Origin of the sequence: Streptomyces sp. NPDC102441, assembly GCF_044765585.1 — a bacterium.
In the GTDB taxonomy this organism is placed as follows: domain Bacteria; phylum Actinomycetota; class Actinomycetes; order Streptomycetales; family Streptomycetaceae; genus Streptomyces.
On sequence record NZ_JBIWKH010000010.1, the window covers coordinates 45,595 to 60,725 of the forward strand.

A 15,131-nucleotide genomic window follows, 5' to 3' on the forward strand; every position below is an offset into this window, starting at 1 on the left:
TGCGGCGCCCACCTCTCAAGAAAGCACCACATGACCCACCACACCGTTACCGTCCAGGTGAAGGCCGTGCGGGTGACCCTGCACGACGTTCAGCTCACCCTGCAGGTGCCCGGGAGCCGCGCGCCGAGCCGCACCACGATCGAGCGGCACATCCGCGATCTCGATCCGGCCATTCTCGACAACGCATGCACCTCAGACACCGTCGACTACTCCCGGTTCGCCGAGCTGCTTGAGGTCCTGGACACCCAGGTCACCGAGGAAAGCGAAGGCGAGGCAGAACATGCCGCGTGACACCATCGGCGTATTCGGCCGGGTGATCCGGGTGCCTGACTCGACGGATTCGGACGAAGCGGTACGCCCGCTTCTGCCGGGACCACTGTTTCGCGCCCGCCTCGCCGACTTCCTGTGCTTCCTCGTTCCTCTGGCCATCGAGGAGCAGAGCCGACAATCCCGTGAGCAGATCGACGGCATGCGCGAAGAGCTTCTCGACACGATCGCGGCGCACGGAGACGATCTGCAGTTCGGCGGCACCCACCAGAGATCAGCCCGGGTCGCCCTGGCAAAGGCCATGGCGCTCCTGGCCACGGCAGAGGGCGGCGTCACGATCCTGGGCGTGCATGCCTGCACTGAAGATCACGAAGGCTGCCCCGGCTCCAAGACCACCGGTGCCCCTGACAACGCCCCCTGAGCGCCACGTCCGCACCACGTTTCATTGCTGGCAGGGGCGGCCCGCCCCTGCCAGCCAACCTCTGACAGCACGAGGAGACAGCCCATGTCACAAGGAGTCGAGACCGGTGAGTCCGGCACGGACCGGTCGCCCGGGGCCGGCCGTGCGTACGGCGACGACCGGACGGCCTCTCGCAGGCCGCCAGTCACACCGGCGACGGCGGTCGTGCGTCCCACCCGAAGTCACACCATCACTCAGGCGCTGACCAGCCTCGGTGCCGAACGGCTGTCGCAGAACGAGGTTGAGAATCTGCGTGCGGCACAACAGCCGGACGGCTTCACCCTGCGCGACACCCGCCATCCGTCCGGAGTCGTCGTCGCCGTCCTTGCCGCGTACGGCCCGGACCGAATGGCGTTGCTGGCCCGGTTCCGAGCGCATCTGGAGAAGCCCGCCGTCGGATACTCGGTGGGGGCTCTCGACGGGCTTGCTGAGCACGAGGTCATGGTTCGCCGGGCGAACGCGGATGAGTTGCGCAGTCGCCGGGTGCTCGAACCGGCACCGCCCGCAGGCACCTCGCCGATGCCCCGGACCCGGAGCGAGGAGCTGGCGGAGGCGGGCCAGGTGGGCTTGTTCTGAGGAAGCCCAGGAGTGCGGGGCCCTCAGACGGTCGCGCACTCCGGGTGCCCCCAACCGCGGGGTGTCTTGGCGATCTGGCTCCCCGCCGCATAGGGGCGGCCGCACTGGCACTTCCCGTTGAACTTCGCGGCGATCGTCCGGGATCCCCGCCCGGGCTTCCTGCTGCCGGCCGCCGGAGAGCTGGTGGCTCTCCCAGCACGGCCTGGTGCCGGGGCGGCTGGGGGCGCTGCGGGAACCGTCTTCGCCCCGTGGACCGTTCCGGCTGCCTCCTGGGCAACCGCGGCCTGGCTCGCCGCGTGGTCCGCAATGGAGTTCAGCGGATCTCCGCCGACCTGATGCGCGGGGACATAGACGAATTCGACCTGACGGCCCTGGAGTTCACGGTCGATGCTTTCAACGAGATCCCTGTTGGCCACCGGCTTCCCGCCGGCGGTCTTCCAGCCGTTTCGCTTCCATCCGGGCAGCCAGACCGTGACGGCATTCATCGCGTACTGAGAGTCCATGCGCACCTGGAGCGCCGCCTCGGCCGGTGTCGACTCCAGCAGCTTCTGCAGGGCGGTCAGTTCGGCCACATTGTTGGTGCCGATGCCCAGTGGCCCCGCTTCCCAGCGCAGCGGGGACCCATCAGAGTCAGCCACGACCCACGCCCAGGCGGCCGGGCCGGGATTGCCCTTGGACGCACCGTCACATGCCGCGATCACGAGACCATCCATGGTGCCGATCATGCCAGGCCGCAGAGTTCGGGCACACCAAACAACTTGATTGCTTAATTGCATTATTTCGCGTATCGTTGTAGCTACGGTTGCTTGTTGGCGAGACCGTCGCTCCGACCGCCTCGTCGCCAGATCAGCTCCTTCCGCCCCACGGCACTACGCCGCCCACGAGATTCCAGGCCCTTGACTGTCTACTTCGCCTTCATCCCATCGCGTCGGCTGCAGCCGACTGAAAGCGGCCCGCTGGAGTTCGCCCCGAACCAGGCCATTCCCGAATGGGCCCTCAAACAGCGTGCGGCCCACCGGCACGGCCCGACCTACTACGACGGCGTGAACCACACCGTGCCGCCGTCAGCGAAGCCGACAGCCGACTTCCCGGAGGCCGACTCCACTGCCTGTCTGCTCGTCTGGAAGCGGACGGCATCACAGGCCGTCCCTCAGCACGGCGAGGAGCCCGACGAGACGTGGACGCTCACGCCGCGCGGCCGGGTGGCCCGGGACACCTGGACCTCCACGAACACCGATACCCAACCCCGACCTTCACAGGAGATCCAACCGTGACGACCACTCGCTCCGGAGTCCGCATCGACACCGACTCCGCCACCACCAACACACACGTGCCCGGCCCCTGGGCACTGAAGGAAGCCGTACTGCGCGACGAACTGGGCGGCGACCCGCGCTTCGTCCGGTTCACGGCAGCCGACGGCGAGACGGCCCTGCGCGTGATCTCCCGGCAGGACGCCGCCGATCCTCATGCCGCCCTGCCGGTCAACGAACTGGCCACCACCTTGATCCACCGGGCGACAGGGCAGGCCCCGCCGCGCCCCCTCCGCGGGCCGGTCGTCGTGCTCGGCGCCGGCCGCGTGGCCGGGCTGTGGCGAACCGGCGATCTCACCGACTTCCACCGTGCGCTGCTGCACTCCCTGGCCCGCGAGCAAGGCAGCCCCGAGGTCCCCGGCTCCTCGGCGTCCGTACGGCTGTACCGTGACTGAGCCGCTGCCGCGCTACCCCCGGACGCCTCATCTGCCGGGCTCTCCGGGCGCCACCCACGACGACGTCTGGTGCGTCTGGCCCCGGTTCGTTCCCGAACCGGGCCGCGAACTCGTCACCACGATGAAGATGGACGGGGCCAACAGCACTCTCCATGCGGACGGAATGTACGGACGTTCCCCCACGGGGCGCAGCAGGCCGTGGCAGAGCCGGATACGCGCCTTTGCCGCCGCCGTGTGCCCATCGATCCCGCCGGGCGTCCGTGTGTGCGGCGAAGACCTGACGGTCCCGCACTCCATCGCCTACGAGCGGGATCTGCCACCGTTCATGGTGTTCTCCGTCTGGGAGGGCGAGGACTGCCTGTCGTGGGACGAGACGGCGGCCTGGGCAGACATGCTCGGCCTGCCGACCGTGCCCGTGCTGGCGCGGGGCCCCCGCCCCGCGGACGCCCGCCTTCTATCTGGAGCTTTCGAGGGCCGGACGGACACCGAGCTGGACGAGGGGTTCGTCGTCCGCGACGGGCAAGGGTTCGCGCGAACGGAGTTCACCGACCGCGTGGCCAAGTGGGTGCGCGCCGACCACGTCCGGACCGGCGACGGATGGACAAGCGGCAACTCCTAGGAGTATTGCTTAAATGCGTTTACTTGCGTATAGTTAGAGCAACGGATGCGGCGCTGCCGAGTTTCCGCCTCAGGGCGCTCGGCGCCCGTTCTCCTTCCTCATCTCAGGAACACCTGTATGTCTTCTCGACGCCCCCGCCCCCCGTTCCGCGTCCGCGACGCCGGACACCGCGACCGTGAGGCCTTCATGAGCCTGATCCGACACGCGGACCCTGATCATCCCTCGCCCTTCCACTCGGCCAGGCTCATGCTCGGCTTGGCTCCCGAACCGCCGCTCTCCCACAACCTCAACCTCTGCCTCATCGCCGAGGACCAGCGCGGAAAGCCTGTCGCCGCATTGCTGGCTGGGCCCCCGGACTGGCTCGTGGAGCACCCGGGACTCCGAGGATCCCCGCTGACCCTGGCCCTCGTGCATCGCGTGACCATGATCCAGGGGGTGGCCGTCGACGCGAAGTACCGCGGGCGAGGCATCGGAAAGGCCCTGATCCGCCGCGCCGAACGGCGCTACCGGGAAGCCGGCTGGGGACTGTCCATGCTCATCCACGGCCCGTCGCTGGAGCCCTTCTACCAGCGGCTCGGCTACGACTCGCATCCCGGTCTCCTGATGAACCTCCCCCGTCCGAACCCGTTGATCGGCCAGGACTTCCTGAACATGCTCACGGCACTGAAGCCGCTCGCCTCCGAAGTCCGCCTGGCCGAGGTCCCCTTCGCACCCTGCCCCGTCATCTCGGGCGTCCTCCCCGGCGCGCGGGTGCCAGACCATGCCTGGTTCGACGGCGCCGCGCTCTGCTACTGACCGGCCCGCACCGTCCGCCCGCACCAGAAAGCCGCACATACCCAACTGCGAAGCGGTCGTGCGCGTTCTGACCCAGGACATCCTCGGCAACCAGCGCTGGAACGGCCGGACCCGTCAGTACGAGTCCATGCCCACCAGCACTTTCCACGACATGCTCGACGGGGCAGCGGCGATCGTCGAGCGCGCCGCCGGGGCCGTCAACTGGCCCCGGCTGCTGTTCGAGGCGGCGTCCCGCCACATGCTGCTGCACCCCGACCGACTCGTCGAGGACGACCGGCAGCACCCCTCCCCGGTCGCCGACCTGTGCGGCGAGTGCTTCCGTGAAGCGATTCTCGCCGACGACACCGGCGCACAGGACTGGACGGCCCGTCCGGCATCGCCCCGTGAGCACCGCGGCACGGACTGGCCCGCGATCGTGGCCGCCGTCCTCCCACACCGAGCGGCGGCCCACTGGCACTCGTTCCAGAACTATCCCGTGCCCGCGCCCCACCACCTCTCTTCTCTTCTTCAGGAGTCCTCCATGCCCGTTGCTCGCTACGCACTCCAGTACGCCGCCCAGCTCGCCCAGTTCCTGGGGTCCGGCTGGAGCGCGTCAGGCTGCGACTCCTCGACGTTCGCTGTCCTCAACGGCCCCGACATCGAACTCGCTGTCTCCACCACCTCGCCGATCCAGTCGCGCACCAAGGTCCGCGTGGAGGTCCGCTCCCGGGGCGACCTGGTGTGGCCGAGGCGCGCGGACTACTACGGGCAGGTGTCAGGAACCATCGGCGACCCGGCAGCGGTCGCCGACGTGATCCGCACGGAGGTGCTGCCAGCCTGGACGAAGCTGGTGACGGAGCTGGAAGCCCGCACAGAGCGGTCCCGTGCGGCCATCCGGGAATTCGCACCCCTTGCTGCAGAGGCGGTCGGCGACGGCGCCTCGGTCACCTACGGCTCCCGCCCCGGAGTGGCCGTCATCCGCTGGGACGGCGGCCGCGCGGTGCTGTGGGCGAGCGACGAGGGCCGCATCTCCTCGCCGTCCATTGAGATCACCAGTGCGCGCAGTTCCGCCATCGTGCTCGCCTTGCTGCGCACCGCAGCGGGCCCCGTGCCGGACACCACGCAGTTCAGCGTGAGCGACGCCGCCCGGCTCCTCGGCGATGGCCCGGTCGCGACGTCCTGGAGCAGGGGGGCGACGGCGCGTGCGTCGAGCACCGGAACGGCCTCGGCGCGGGTGCGACCCTGCCGTTGAGGACCGCCGCCGGTACGCCTCGGCGAATCTCCGCGAGGAGAGCCGCACCTTCCTGACCGGCGTGTCCACCGCCGACAGTCTGGAGACCCTCGGGGCCTCCGCCGCCCCCATCGTGCGCAGCATCCACGACGACGACTGATCGTCTCCCGCGGCAGGGGCGCGCCGTCCGCGTCCCTGCCCGAACCGGCCTCGCTTCCTGCGGGACGGGCAACCGCAGCCGGTTCGACCGGCTTTCTAAACGAAGGTTCCGTATGCGCCCTCCTCTACTCCTGGGCCTCTCCCCCACGCGCACCGTCCCGTTCGCAGGAGGGAGCATGGGGCAGTGGCTCCGCGGCATCCTCGACGAGATCCGTGAGCTGTACCGCGCCGACTCCGTGCCATGGGTCGTCGGCTACAGCGGCGGCAAGGATTCAACGCTGTGCCTGATGCTCGTGTGGATGGCACTCGCTGGCCTGCCCGCCGCCGAACGCACCAAGGTCGTCCACGTCATCAGCACGGACACCGGCGTGGAGAATCCCGTCGTCGCGGCCTGGGTGGACGCCTCACTGGCCGCGATGCGCAGGGCGGCCGAAGAGCAGGGGCTGCCCATCGAGGCGCACCGGCTGACGCCGGCGGTCGAGGACTCCTTCTGGGTGTGCCTGATCGGCCGGGGCTACGCGGCCCCGAGGCCCAAATTCCGGTGGTGCACAGAACGGTTGAAGATTAAACCTTCAAATGCGTTCATCCGTGCGGTGGTCGCCGAGCACGGTGAGACCATCCTGGTCCTGGGCACCCGCAAGGCCGAGTCGGGAGCCCGGGCCCGGGCCATGGCACGGCACGAGCGGCGCCGGGTGCGGGACCGCCTCAGCCCCAACGCCTCACTGCCCAACTCTCTGGTGTACTCGCCGGTCGAAGACCTGACCAACGACGAGGTGTGGCAGCTGCTCATGCAGTACTCCAACCCCTGGGGCCACAGCAACAAGGACTTGCTGACGATGTACCAGGGGGCTTCGCCGGATGCGGAATGCCCGCTGGTCATCGACTCGACGACGCCGTCGTGCGGTGACAGCCGGTTCGGCTGCTGGACCTGCACCTTGGTCTCGCAGGACAAGTCGATGCAGGCCATGATCAGCAATGACGTGGAGAAGGAGTGGATGCTGCCGCTCCTGGAGCTGCGCAACGCCCTGGACGTCGATGACGACCGGGATGTACGGGACTTCCGGCGGATGAGCGGCCGGCTTCACCTGTTCAAGGGGCGCCTCGTGCACGGTGCCTACCTTCAGCAGGCCCGGGAGGAGTGGCTGCGCCGCCTTCTGGAGGCTCAGACCTGGATCCGGGCCAACGGACCCGAGTACGTACGCCAGCTGACCTTGATCACCATGGAGGAACTGCGCGCCATCCGGCACGAGTGGGTCTACGTGAAGCACGAGATGGAGGACTCACTTCCCGGCATCTATCAGGCAGCCACCGGCGAGCCGTACCCGGATCCGCCGCGGGAGAGCGCGTTCGTCGACGGTTCGGAGATGATCGAAGTTCTGCGTGAGGTCTGCGGCGACGACGAGCAGCAGTTCCTCATGACGCGCGAACTGCTGGGTGTGGAACGGCGTTTCCGCACGATGACCCGGCGCGCTGGGCTCTTCGCCGAGTTGGAGAAGGTCGTCAGCAAGTACGCGTTCGAGGACGAGGAGGACGCCCTCGGCTTCGCACTCTCGCGTGAGCGGCTCGCGACGGAGACACTGGCCCTGCCTGAGACCAGCACTCCCGGACGGCCGCTGGCGCTGCCCCCGGGACAGGACGAGAATGCCGCCACCGAAGCGGAGCGGCTGGTTGCAGACCTGCGGTCGGTGGGCCTGGTCCCGGCCGACCGCGACGCAGAGGCGCAGTGACGCACCGATGGCTGCGGCCGGGCGCCCCGTCCGGTCGGCGCCCGGCCCGCGGCCAGGAGGTTCAGGCGCCCTTGGCGGCTTCCTTCAGCTTGGAACCGGCCGAGACCTTGACGCTGTATCCGGCCGGGATGTCGATCGGCTCGCCCGTCTGCGGGTTGCGGGCGGTGCGGGCGGCACGGTGGGTGCGCTCGAAGGTGAGGAAGCCAGGGACGGTGACCTTCTCGTCGCCCTTGGCGACGGTCTCGCCCGTAACCTCGGCGAAGGCGGCCAGCACTGCGTCGGCATCCTTGCGAGTCACCTCGGCGCGGTCGGCGAGCGCGGTCACCAGGTCGCTGCGGTTCATGAAAAACTCCGTATCTCGAATCGTCTCGTCGCCGTAGGGCGCCGGGACTGGTCAGATCCGATCCTGTCATCCACCACTGACAACCCCTCCGTCGGCCACTCTGCGGGTCGCCGCGTGTTGCAGACGGCACGGGTCTCGACGGGCTTCCTGCCGCGTGGCACCGGGGGGTGTGGGTACCGGGGACGCGCGGCAGCTGCTCTCGGTTTCCATCAGCCGAGCCGCGACAGCTGGAAGAGCTCCGGGAGAGGGGGCACCAGTGGAGGAGTCATGGGGACGGGTTCCTGCGTCAGTTGATCGGCCAGCTCCTGAAGGCCGTCGTGCTCGGAGTAGGAATCGGTGACGGCTTCGAGCGCGGCCTGGTGGCGCTGGTGTCCGCCGGGCAGAGCCCTGTAGCCGCGCTGGACGGACCACCGGGCGCCGGGGAGGTCTCCGGCGTGCAGGTAGCGGCGTGTCAGACGGCGTGCGGCCCGTGCGATAGCTGCGGTCATCTCCACGGCGTACGGGGCTGCCCACTCATACCGATCCGGGCGTATCGCGTCGGCGAAGGGTGGCCCCTGGACCAGTTCCAGGGCGGCGCGCAGGCGCCGGGTTCCGGCCAGGGACTTGTCGCCGTGTGCGGCAGCGGTCAGGGCGCGGAACTGTTCCCAGTCACTGGTGACCGAAGGAGCCAGAGCGTAGTTGGTCGCGGGCGTCCAGATGGGGAAGTGGGCTGGGCCGAGCCAGGCTCGAAGGCGACTCGTGGTGGTGTTTCGGGTGTCGGAGCGGATAATTCGGTCGGGCCACAGGGCATCGTCCATGGTGTGGTGGTCGGCGCCAGGGTGCAGATGGAGCCAGATCGCGTACTCGGTCAGGCGCGAGATGCGGTTGGATCCTGTCTGTCCTTGCGCACCTTGGACCTGCGGGGCACCCAGCATCACCAGGTTGATGTCGCCCGGCAGCCGGAGGGCGGGAGGCTCCGTCCGGTCGGCGCTCTGACACCCGTGCCGGCCTGGACTCGCCTCTGCCAGCTGCGGGCCCGGATCCGCTTCCGTCAGGGTGGGGAGAAGCCCCTCCAGCACACCGCGCGTGATGGCCCATCCATCGGCGTATGCCTGCTCGCGTTTTTCCGCTTCGGCTGTGCCCGCGGGATGCCAGGGCGCTTCGGGTCGCAGCATCTGCCAGGCGATGTGGTCGGGCGGGCAGACGGTGTGGATGAGGACCAGGGCGGTGGCCCGCCAGCGTACGAGTGCTGATGTCGGACTGCCGATCTCCAGGGACTCGGCCTGCTCGATGAGTCGCTGTACGGCGTGCCGGGTGTGGCGCCGTTCAGTATCTGCGGCGATGGGGCGGCGGGTGGGGGTTTCCGTGGAGGATGCGGGGGGCGTGGTCACGGTGCCTCCTGGTCGGATTCGGCGTGGGGAAGGCTCGCAGGCTGGAGCGGCGGGGTCCGTTCCTGGCGGAGCGTGAGTGCCGGCTGTTCCGTGCGGGCGGCTGCGGCGCTCACGGGAGCCGGATTTCGCCGATGTTGCCCGTCTGGATCAAGGGGCCTGTGATGTGCGCGTGGGGCCCCACGATGTTGGTCGTGGCGCCATGGGTCTGGACGGGCGCGTGGCGCCGGTAGCGTGAGGTGCTCTTGCCCGGGCGGCTGGAGATCAGTGCAGGTTCCAGGTCGATGCTGACCGGCAGGTGATCGGATGCGCTCAAGGCTGCGGGGGTGCGCAGCACCCGGTAGCCGGCCAGCGCGGGCCCCAGGTGGCGGGTCGTGCGGATCATGTCGATGCGGCGTGACCCGAAGGGGTCTGCGACGGGCCAGTGACCGGTGGTGGGCTGCCATGGGGCGTCGAACTCCGCTGCCGCGTCCAGAAGCCCGCCTCGGCGCAGGGCTTGTGCGGCGCGCCGGTCGACGTGGTGCGGTGCGTCGGGGTCGTCGTTCCACTCGGCCTGGTAGAGCAGATCGTCGTACCACTCCTGGTGTGCGTAGGGGTCGGGATCGTAGTAGTCGCCGTGTGCTGTCCTGTCGGCGGAAATGCTGTTGAAGTCGCCGCCGATCGCAGCATGCCCCGGCGGGCGTGTCAGGGCGGCGACGACGCGGTGCGCCTCGTCGAACCGTCGTGCGGGCCGGAACGGATCTGCGTGATAGCTCGCAAACGTGACCGGTTCGCGCGCGCCGACGTCGAGCTGCAGGCGGGCCAAGGCGTGGTGGAAGTCGCCTCCCTCGAAGGCCCGCCAGCCCTCGCGGACCGGGGTGATACCCGGTCGCCAGAGGAGCCCGACGTGGTAGCGGTGCTGGCCCGAGGCGAGGGCTTCGGTCCCTCGGGTATCGACAGCGCACAGCAGTCCGAGCGAGTCGGCGAGTTGGTGCAGCAGCCGGGCCGCGCCGGCGGCCGTGTCCGCGACGATCTCCTGGACCGCGAGCACGTCAGGTTGGGCTTCCGCGACGGCCTGGCGGAGGTGGTCGGTGCGGTCGTCACGGCCGGTGAAGTCGAGCAGGTTGTAGGTGGTGAAGCAGACGGTCACGGCATCTCCATGGCTCCGAGCGGCCCGAGCGGGTGCTCGCTTGCGCATAGAGGTGTCGAATCGGGTGCCCGTGTGACATCAACGGCGCGATTTCTGTGGCGCGGAACGACTTTGGCCCCGGCGTCAGCGCCGGGGCCAAAGTGATGAGTAGCGGGGACAGGATTTGAACCTGCGACCTCTGGGTTATGAGCCCAGCGAGCTACCGAGCTGCTCCACCCCGCGTCGGTAGCCCTCACTATACGGGTCGTGAAGAATCACCCTGAACATGATTGCTTAATTGTTTTTATTTCGGTATAGTTGGAATCACTCGGGACGGTGACGTACGGGCGCCACAACGGCCCCGCCCCGCCCCCGAGGGACGAACGCCCGATCCAGGAGACCGCCTTGTCCTTCCACTCCCCCACCGAGCTTCAGCTCCCCATCCGCGACGCCGCCGTTCCCGCCGTCGGGACGTTCGACCGGTTCACTGGCCAGGCCCGCTACCAGCTCGCCGGTGACGAGGTTCGCGGCAGCTTCATCGTTGTCCCCGAGACGGTGCCCGGGTCCGACGGCTGTCACGTCCGGGTGGTCTACGGCGACCACCCCGCACAGCCGCAGCCCGAGCGGACAGACGAGCCCAGGATTCGCCGGACCCGGGTACGCGGTGAGTGCGGCCCGCTGGCGGTCGACGCTCTGCCCGAGCGCCACCACCTCCACGCACGTGGCGAGTGGGTCCGCTCGGACGGCACACTGGGCACCGTCCCGCGCAGCACGCACCGTCACCTGGCCGAGGTCGTGCACGCCGTGGTCACCCACTGGGCCACCCGACCGAACCGGGAAGGCCTCATCAGGGCCGCCGCACGGCACGCGCAGCAGCAGCCCGACATCCCCGCCCAGGCGGCGCGCGAGGCCGTGGAGCGTGAACTGGACGGCATCCGCGCCCAGATCGCACCGCACTGGACCCTCCTCCAGCAGTTGGAGGCGGTCGCCCAGGCCGATGCGCCCCGGCTCCCGGTACTGCCGCGCGGGGTACACATCGACTACCTCGACCCTGTCAACGGCACGACAGGCATCATGACGGCTCTCCCCCGGCTCAACGCGCACGAGGGCACGGTCACATACACCGTGACGGGCGGTGGCCGGGTGCGTGGTGACTTCACGGTCGGCCCCGACCGGTACAGCCGCGACGCCCTGCCCGGCGGCGTGAGCGTGCAGCTCGGGACCACCCCTCTCCCCGAGGGCGCGGGCCGGGAGAACGAGCCGGTGGTCAACGGGATCCGTCTGCGCGGTTCCTGGAACTGCACCGACGCCCACGCGCTGACCCCGGCCCTCCCGGAGGTGGTCACAGGCATCCAGCGGGCGGGCGCTCCCGACCGGCCCATACCCGCGAGCACCGCCGCGTGGATCAGCACCGCCGTCCGCGCGCTCGCCATCGCCTATCGCGACCACGGCAACGTGGACGCGCTGCGGCTGGCCGCCGGGAAGAGCCGTGTGGACCAGCTCCGCCAGGTTCCCGTCCAAGCGGTCGTCGAACTTCGCCGACAGGAATCGGCAGCCGAGGCGCGCGTCACTGCCTCCCTGGAAGCCGAGGCCGCCTTCGCATCCCTGTCGGCCTGACAGACGGGGTGCCGCGCCCGGAGCCCGGCACCCCGCCGTCTTCTTCGGCGCACGGCCGCATCGATCTAAGTATTGCTTAATTGCATTTATAGGAGTAGCTTTGCTTCTGTTGTTGGGAGTGACCCGCAGCCCCCGCCGTCGCTACGCCGCACAGGACCGCACCCTCCACCGCGCCGCCGTCGACGAGATCGAGACGTCCGGCTGAGCCGGAACCCGGAACACGGCTGCTCTCTCTCGGCACTGAAGCCGGTCGCCCCCCAAGGAAGATTCATGCACACCACCCCGCTCGCTTCCACCGCGCTCGCCGCTGACGTCGCCGCGCTGCTCCCCAAGCGCCACCAGGACGAATGGACCGTCAGCTCGGCCGTCCGCAAGGAACACCCGGACCATCCGGCCACCCGCCTGGCCAACGGCCAGCGGCGCTTCCTCCTTCTCCTGACCGACAGCGGACACACCACGCTGACCGCCCCGGCGCCCGCCGCCGACACCTCGCTCACCGTCGCAGGCAGCGCTCCCGCTGCGGTCGCCGGAGCAGCGCTGCGTTCTCTGCTGCCGCGCATCGACCACGACATCATCCGGCTGTCGCCGCCTCGGCAGCGGCAGCACCGTCTCCAGTACCTCGCCGAGATCGACAGTCGACTCCGCGAACTGGGCACATCTGCACAGCGGTTCGACCGGGCCGATGACACCACCGGCCTGTCCTGGCAGTGCGGCGACGCGTCCGTGAACTTCACGCTGCGCGGCACATCGGCCACCGGCTCGGTGACCTTCAGGGGCAGTCTGGGGACGCTGGAATGCTTCCTCGCCCCGTTCCTTCCTCCGCATCCGGGTCCGGGCCGTGTCCGCACCAGCCCGCTGCGCGGCTGCGGTGGCGTGGCCCGCCGTGTCGTTGCCGCCTTCCCTCACGCCGTCGAAGCCGACGAAGACGGTCTCGTCCAGTTCGCGGACGCAGACGGCGGCCCGCTCCGGGGCTGGGTTATGCCCCGCGACATCAACGGCCCTACCGGCCCGACGACACCGGTCTCGGCCGGTATCTGCGGCGCCGGGGTCGACCTCATGCTCGCCGCTCTGCCCACGATCGCCTGAACCACAGCCCCAGCGCGCGGCAGAACTGACGCGTCACCGGGGCCGGGCTGGCCAGCCCGGCCCCGGTACAGAGCACCACCCGCACCACATGAATCAAGGAACACCGTGAGCACCGCAGTCATAACGAACACCTTCACCCACCCCGATGTCGTCGGCGCACTCGAAGCGGGGATGGAGATGGCCGCCGACGAGGCCGGCCGGCCCGTCACCGCCGAGCGCTTCACCTGGGCCACGGCAGCCGCCCTGACCTACCTCGACAGCACCGGGGCACCCTGGGCGGACGTGGACGTCCGGCACGCCGAGATCGCGGTTGCGCGGGCCGCCACCGCCCGGGGGGAGGAGGCCGAAGACCCGTCGGACCTGTATGCGGGCATGCGTTACAGCCGCATGCAGGTGTCGGCCGCCGTGAACGCGGGCGTCGACACCGCCGCCCAGACGATCCGCGAGCAGCAGGCGGATGACATCGACAACTTGGTGGTGAACGCCGTCCTGACGCTTCTGGATGCCCCCGACGCCTCGTTCGACGCCGTCGTGGACGAGTGCTACGGCGGTGTCACCCCCGAGGACGTCAGCGGCTGGCTCTCAGACGTTCCCGCCGACAGTGACGCCGAGCTCGACGCCCAGCGGGCGGACCGGATCGACGCGTACCTCCGCTCCGTCGGCCTCTGACCTCGCCGCTGTCCCCTGGGCCGGACGGCCCGAGAGTCGCCGCGCCCCGCCAAAAGAAGGAACTTCCCGTGTCTGTACTGCTGATCGGCCGATGGGACGCCGAATACCTCGAGATCGAGGAGTCCCACACCGTGGACGACGGAGACCAGGAAGCGATCGACGCCCTCCTCAGCGGACGCGCCGGAGACTGGTGGGCGTGCGAATACCTGGTCGACCGTCACTGCGACGCCGTGCGGTGCGCGTGGGAAGAGCTGACTCCCGGGGAGTACCTGGTTGATGAAGCCGAGGGTTTCGACCCCGCCCCGTGAAACACCGCGCACAAGTACTGGCCGGCCGCACACCCGCGCCGACAACCTGGCTGACAACCGGCCCCGCCGCCCTCCTCCCCCGAGAGGCCCCCCAGCTGTGCGCCGCGTCGGCGACACCTTCAGGCAGCTTTGAGGGGAGCGGGCAGGGCGATGACAGCGGCCTCCTTCGCGGATTCCAGTGCGGCGGTGAAGGCGGCAGCGACAGCGACGGCCTCGGCGTTCATCCCTTCTATCTCGGCCACGGCGAGATCGTCGCGAGCGGTTCGGGCCAGCAGTTCAAGTACGTCCGGGCTGCCTTCGGTGATCTGCCGTATCTGCTGCAGTTCCTGGTAGCGGCCGTCCGCCCCGGAGACTTCCTCGGCGTACGCCTCCAAGGCGAGGACCCGCCGTTCGACGCCGCCCAGGCTGGTCTTGAGGGACTGCCGGCGCACCTGCAGGACAGCGACGACCTTGCTGCTCCGGGGATCATCAGGTTCCGCCTTCATCAGACGGCTGTACTCAAGCAGCGCCTCGGCGATCTCCCACTCCTGGCGTGGAAGAGCTACTTCGTTGCGCTGCCGGTCAATCAGGTCGCAGCGGTGTACGGAAGAGGCGAAGACGGTCTTCCTCGCCTGCTGGGCACGGGCGAGAAGTGTGCGGGCCCCCTCTGCCAGCTCCGAGGGCTGGACGTACCTCTTCCTGGCCTCGGCAAGTGCCCGCAGCGTCGAGTTGCGGTCGGCCGCCGCCATGGCCGTGACACCTACCATCAGGGCTACTCCGGTAGCGACCAGTGGCCACATCCTCTCGATCCCGCTGTGCAGCGTCTCGGAGAGTTCCAGCACGCCATGGGCGAAGGCATCGGAGGCGCCGCCCACTTCGCCGGCCTGCGTCTGGCCCCTGCCAGTGATCCACCACATCAGGGCGGCCCCTACGGTCAGTACGCCGCCGCGGACCAACTGGGGCCCTGCCGCCCGCAGAGGGCTCCTTTCGGCGCCCGTGTAGCGGAACGGATGCCTCTGCGCCTCCTGGAGCAACTTCTGCGCCCTCTCCGGAAGGCCCGGGTCGATGACGGGCACAGCCGCCGTGCCGGGTATCGGCGCCGCCTTCTTCTTCACTGTCCTGTTCTCCATACCTTC

Annotated in this window: 18 protein-coding genes and 1 tRNA gene; 13 read left to right on the forward strand and 6 right to left on the reverse strand. The window is 69.4% G+C overall.

Going from position 1 to position 15,131, the window contains the following annotated elements; all coding sequences use genetic code 11:
- Window positions 1-30 precede the first annotated feature (30 nt).
- From ACIREO_RS22340 to ACIREO_RS22350, 3 genes are all read left to right on the forward strand, one after another.
- Window positions 31-291 carry a hypothetical protein gene (locus tag ACIREO_RS22340; protein WP_404112983.1) on the forward strand — a complete coding sequence of 87 codons (261 nt, stop codon included), beginning with the start codon at window positions 31-33 and terminating at the stop codon, window positions 289-291.
- The gene (locus tag ACIREO_RS22345; protein WP_404112985.1) at window positions 281-688 is read left to right on the forward strand and encodes a hypothetical protein; all 408 of its coding nucleotides are present in this window, start codon (window positions 281-283) and stop codon (window positions 686-688) included. Before ACIREO_RS22340 ends, ACIREO_RS22345 begins: the two co-directional genes overlap by 11 nt.
- 84 nt (window positions 689-772) lie before the next feature.
- Entirely contained in the window at window positions 773-1,303 is a 531-nt protein-coding gene (locus ACIREO_RS22350) for a hypothetical protein (protein WP_404112987.1), read from the forward strand.
- A 23-nt stretch (window positions 1,304-1,326) separates the two neighbouring features.
- Here the strand turns inward: ACIREO_RS22350 and ACIREO_RS22355 are convergent, their stop codons facing one another.
- Window positions 1,327-2,016: a ribonuclease H gene (locus ACIREO_RS22355; protein ID WP_404112989.1), complete on the reverse strand. Its 690-nt coding sequence runs from the start codon at window positions 2,014-2,016 to the stop codon at window positions 1,327-1,329.
- 183 nt (window positions 2,017-2,199) lie between these two features.
- Between ACIREO_RS22355 and ACIREO_RS22360 the strand changes: the two genes are divergently transcribed.
- The 6 genes from ACIREO_RS22360 to dndC all read left to right on the forward strand — a co-directional run bounded on the left by ACIREO_RS22360 (window position 2,200) and on the right by dndC (window position 7,518).
- The gene (locus ACIREO_RS22360) at window positions 2,200-2,577 is read left to right on the forward strand and encodes a hypothetical protein (protein ID WP_404112991.1); all 378 of its coding nucleotides are present in this window, start codon (window positions 2,200-2,202) and stop codon (window positions 2,575-2,577) included.
- Window positions 2,574-3,008, forward strand: a complete 435-nt coding sequence (locus tag ACIREO_RS22365) for a hypothetical protein (RefSeq protein ID WP_404112993.1) — start codon at window positions 2,574-2,576, stop codon at window positions 3,006-3,008. Before ACIREO_RS22360 ends, ACIREO_RS22365 begins: the two co-directional genes overlap by 4 nt.
- Window positions 3,001-3,627, forward strand: a complete 627-nt coding sequence (locus tag ACIREO_RS22370; RefSeq protein WP_404112995.1) for an RNA ligase family protein — start codon at window positions 3,001-3,003, stop codon at window positions 3,625-3,627. The genes ACIREO_RS22365 and ACIREO_RS22370 overlap by 8 nt, the downstream gene beginning before the upstream one ends.
- A 117-nt stretch (window positions 3,628-3,744) precedes the next feature.
- On the forward strand, window positions 3,745-4,422 hold the full coding sequence (locus ACIREO_RS22375; RefSeq protein ID WP_404112997.1) for a GNAT family N-acetyltransferase: 678 nt from the start codon (window positions 3,745-3,747) through the stop codon (window positions 4,420-4,422).
- Window positions 4,423-4,480: 58 nt separating this feature from the next.
- Window positions 4,481-5,653 carry a hypothetical protein gene (locus ACIREO_RS22380; RefSeq protein WP_404112999.1) on the forward strand — a complete coding sequence of 391 codons (1,173 nt, stop codon included), beginning with the start codon at window positions 4,481-4,483 and terminating at the stop codon, window positions 5,651-5,653.
- A 314-nt stretch (window positions 5,654-5,967) separates the two neighbouring features.
- Window positions 5,968-7,518 carry a DNA phosphorothioation system sulfurtransferase DndC gene (gene dndC / locus ACIREO_RS22385; protein WP_404113001.1) on the forward strand — a complete coding sequence of 517 codons (1,551 nt, stop codon included), beginning with the start codon at window positions 5,968-5,970 and terminating at the stop codon, window positions 7,516-7,518.
- A 61-nt stretch (window positions 7,519-7,579) separates the two neighbouring features.
- On the opposite strand, the gene ACIREO_RS22390 is transcribed toward dndC, so the two are convergent.
- The 4 genes from ACIREO_RS22390 to ACIREO_RS22405 all read right to left on the reverse strand — a co-directional run bounded on the left by ACIREO_RS22390 (window position 7,580) and on the right by ACIREO_RS22405 (window position 10,579).
- The gene (locus ACIREO_RS22390) at window positions 7,580-7,861 is read right to left on the reverse strand and encodes an HU family DNA-binding protein (RefSeq protein ID WP_404113003.1); all 282 of its coding nucleotides are present in this window, start codon (window positions 7,859-7,861) and stop codon (window positions 7,580-7,582) included.
- A 209-nt stretch (window positions 7,862-8,070) separates the two neighbouring features.
- Complete coding sequence (locus tag ACIREO_RS22395) at window positions 8,071-9,231, reverse strand: hypothetical protein (protein WP_404113005.1); 1,161 nt, start codon at window positions 9,229-9,231, stop codon at window positions 8,071-8,073.
- Between the two features lie 109 nt (window positions 9,232-9,340).
- On the reverse strand, window positions 9,341-10,357 hold the full coding sequence (locus ACIREO_RS22400) for an endonuclease/exonuclease/phosphatase family protein (RefSeq protein ID WP_404113007.1): 1,017 nt from the start codon (window positions 10,355-10,357) through the stop codon (window positions 9,341-9,343).
- 148 nt (window positions 10,358-10,505) lie between these two features.
- Window positions 10,506-10,579 (reverse strand) — tRNA-Met (locus ACIREO_RS22405).
- 162 nt (window positions 10,580-10,741) lie between these two features.
- On the opposite strand from ACIREO_RS22405, the gene ACIREO_RS22410 reads away from it, so the two are divergent.
- From ACIREO_RS22410 to ACIREO_RS22425, 4 genes are all read left to right on the forward strand, one after another.
- Window positions 10,742-11,953 (forward strand): hypothetical protein, encoded by a 1,212-nt coding sequence (locus ACIREO_RS22410; protein ID WP_404113009.1) that lies wholly within the window; start codon window positions 10,742-10,744, stop codon window positions 11,951-11,953.
- Between the two features lie 270 nt (window positions 11,954-12,223).
- Window positions 12,224-13,039, forward strand: a complete 816-nt coding sequence (locus ACIREO_RS22415; RefSeq protein WP_404113011.1) for a hypothetical protein — start codon at window positions 12,224-12,226, stop codon at window positions 13,037-13,039.
- Between the two features lie 105 nt (window positions 13,040-13,144).
- Entirely contained in the window at window positions 13,145-13,708 is a 564-nt protein-coding gene (locus tag ACIREO_RS22420; protein WP_404113013.1) for a hypothetical protein, read from the forward strand.
- 68 nt (window positions 13,709-13,776) lie between these two features.
- Complete coding sequence (locus ACIREO_RS22425; RefSeq protein ID WP_404113015.1) at window positions 13,777-14,016, forward strand: hypothetical protein; 240 nt, start codon at window positions 13,777-13,779, stop codon at window positions 14,014-14,016.
- Window positions 14,017-14,135: 119 nt separating this feature from the next.
- Here the strand turns inward: ACIREO_RS22425 and ACIREO_RS22430 are convergent, their stop codons facing one another.
- Window positions 14,136-15,125 carry a hypothetical protein gene (locus ACIREO_RS22430; RefSeq protein WP_404113017.1) on the reverse strand — a complete coding sequence of 330 codons (990 nt, stop codon included), beginning with the start codon at window positions 15,123-15,125 and terminating at the stop codon, window positions 14,136-14,138.
- Between the last annotated feature and the right edge of the window lie 6 nt (window positions 15,126-15,131).

What these genes read in the sequence shown, in the direction of transcription:
- ACIREO_RS22340 (WP_404112983.1), top strand. Translation starts at nt 31, where the DNA reads ATGACCCACCACACCGTTACCGTCCAGGTGAAGGCCGTGCGGGTGACC.
- ACIREO_RS22345 (WP_404112985.1), top strand. Translation starts at nt 281, where the DNA reads ATGCCGCGTGACACCATCGGCGTATTCGGCCGGGTGATCCGGGTGCCT.
- ACIREO_RS22350 (WP_404112987.1), top strand. Translation starts at nt 773, where the DNA reads ATGTCACAAGGAGTCGAGACCGGTGAGTCCGGCACGGACCGGTCGCCC.
- ACIREO_RS22355 (WP_404112989.1), bottom strand. Translation starts at nt 2,016, where the DNA reads ATGGATGGTCTCGTGATCGCGGCATGTGACGGTGCGTCCAAGGGCAAT.
- ACIREO_RS22375 (WP_404112997.1), top strand. Translation starts at nt 3,745, where the DNA reads ATGTCTTCTCGACGCCCCCGCCCCCCGTTCCGCGTCCGCGACGCCGGA.
- dndC (WP_404113001.1), top strand. Translation starts at nt 5,968, where the DNA reads ATGGGGCAGTGGCTCCGCGGCATCCTCGACGAGATCCGTGAGCTGTAC.
- ACIREO_RS22390 (WP_404113003.1), bottom strand. Translation starts at nt 7,861, where the DNA reads ATGAACCGCAGCGACCTGGTGACCGCGCTCGCCGACCGCGCCGAGGTG.
- ACIREO_RS22415 (WP_404113011.1), top strand. Translation starts at nt 12,224, where the DNA reads ATGCACACCACCCCGCTCGCTTCCACCGCGCTCGCCGCTGACGTCGCC.
- ACIREO_RS22430 (WP_404113017.1), bottom strand. Translation starts at nt 15,125, where the DNA reads ATGGAGAACAGGACAGTGAAGAAGAAGGCGGCGCCGATACCCGGCACG.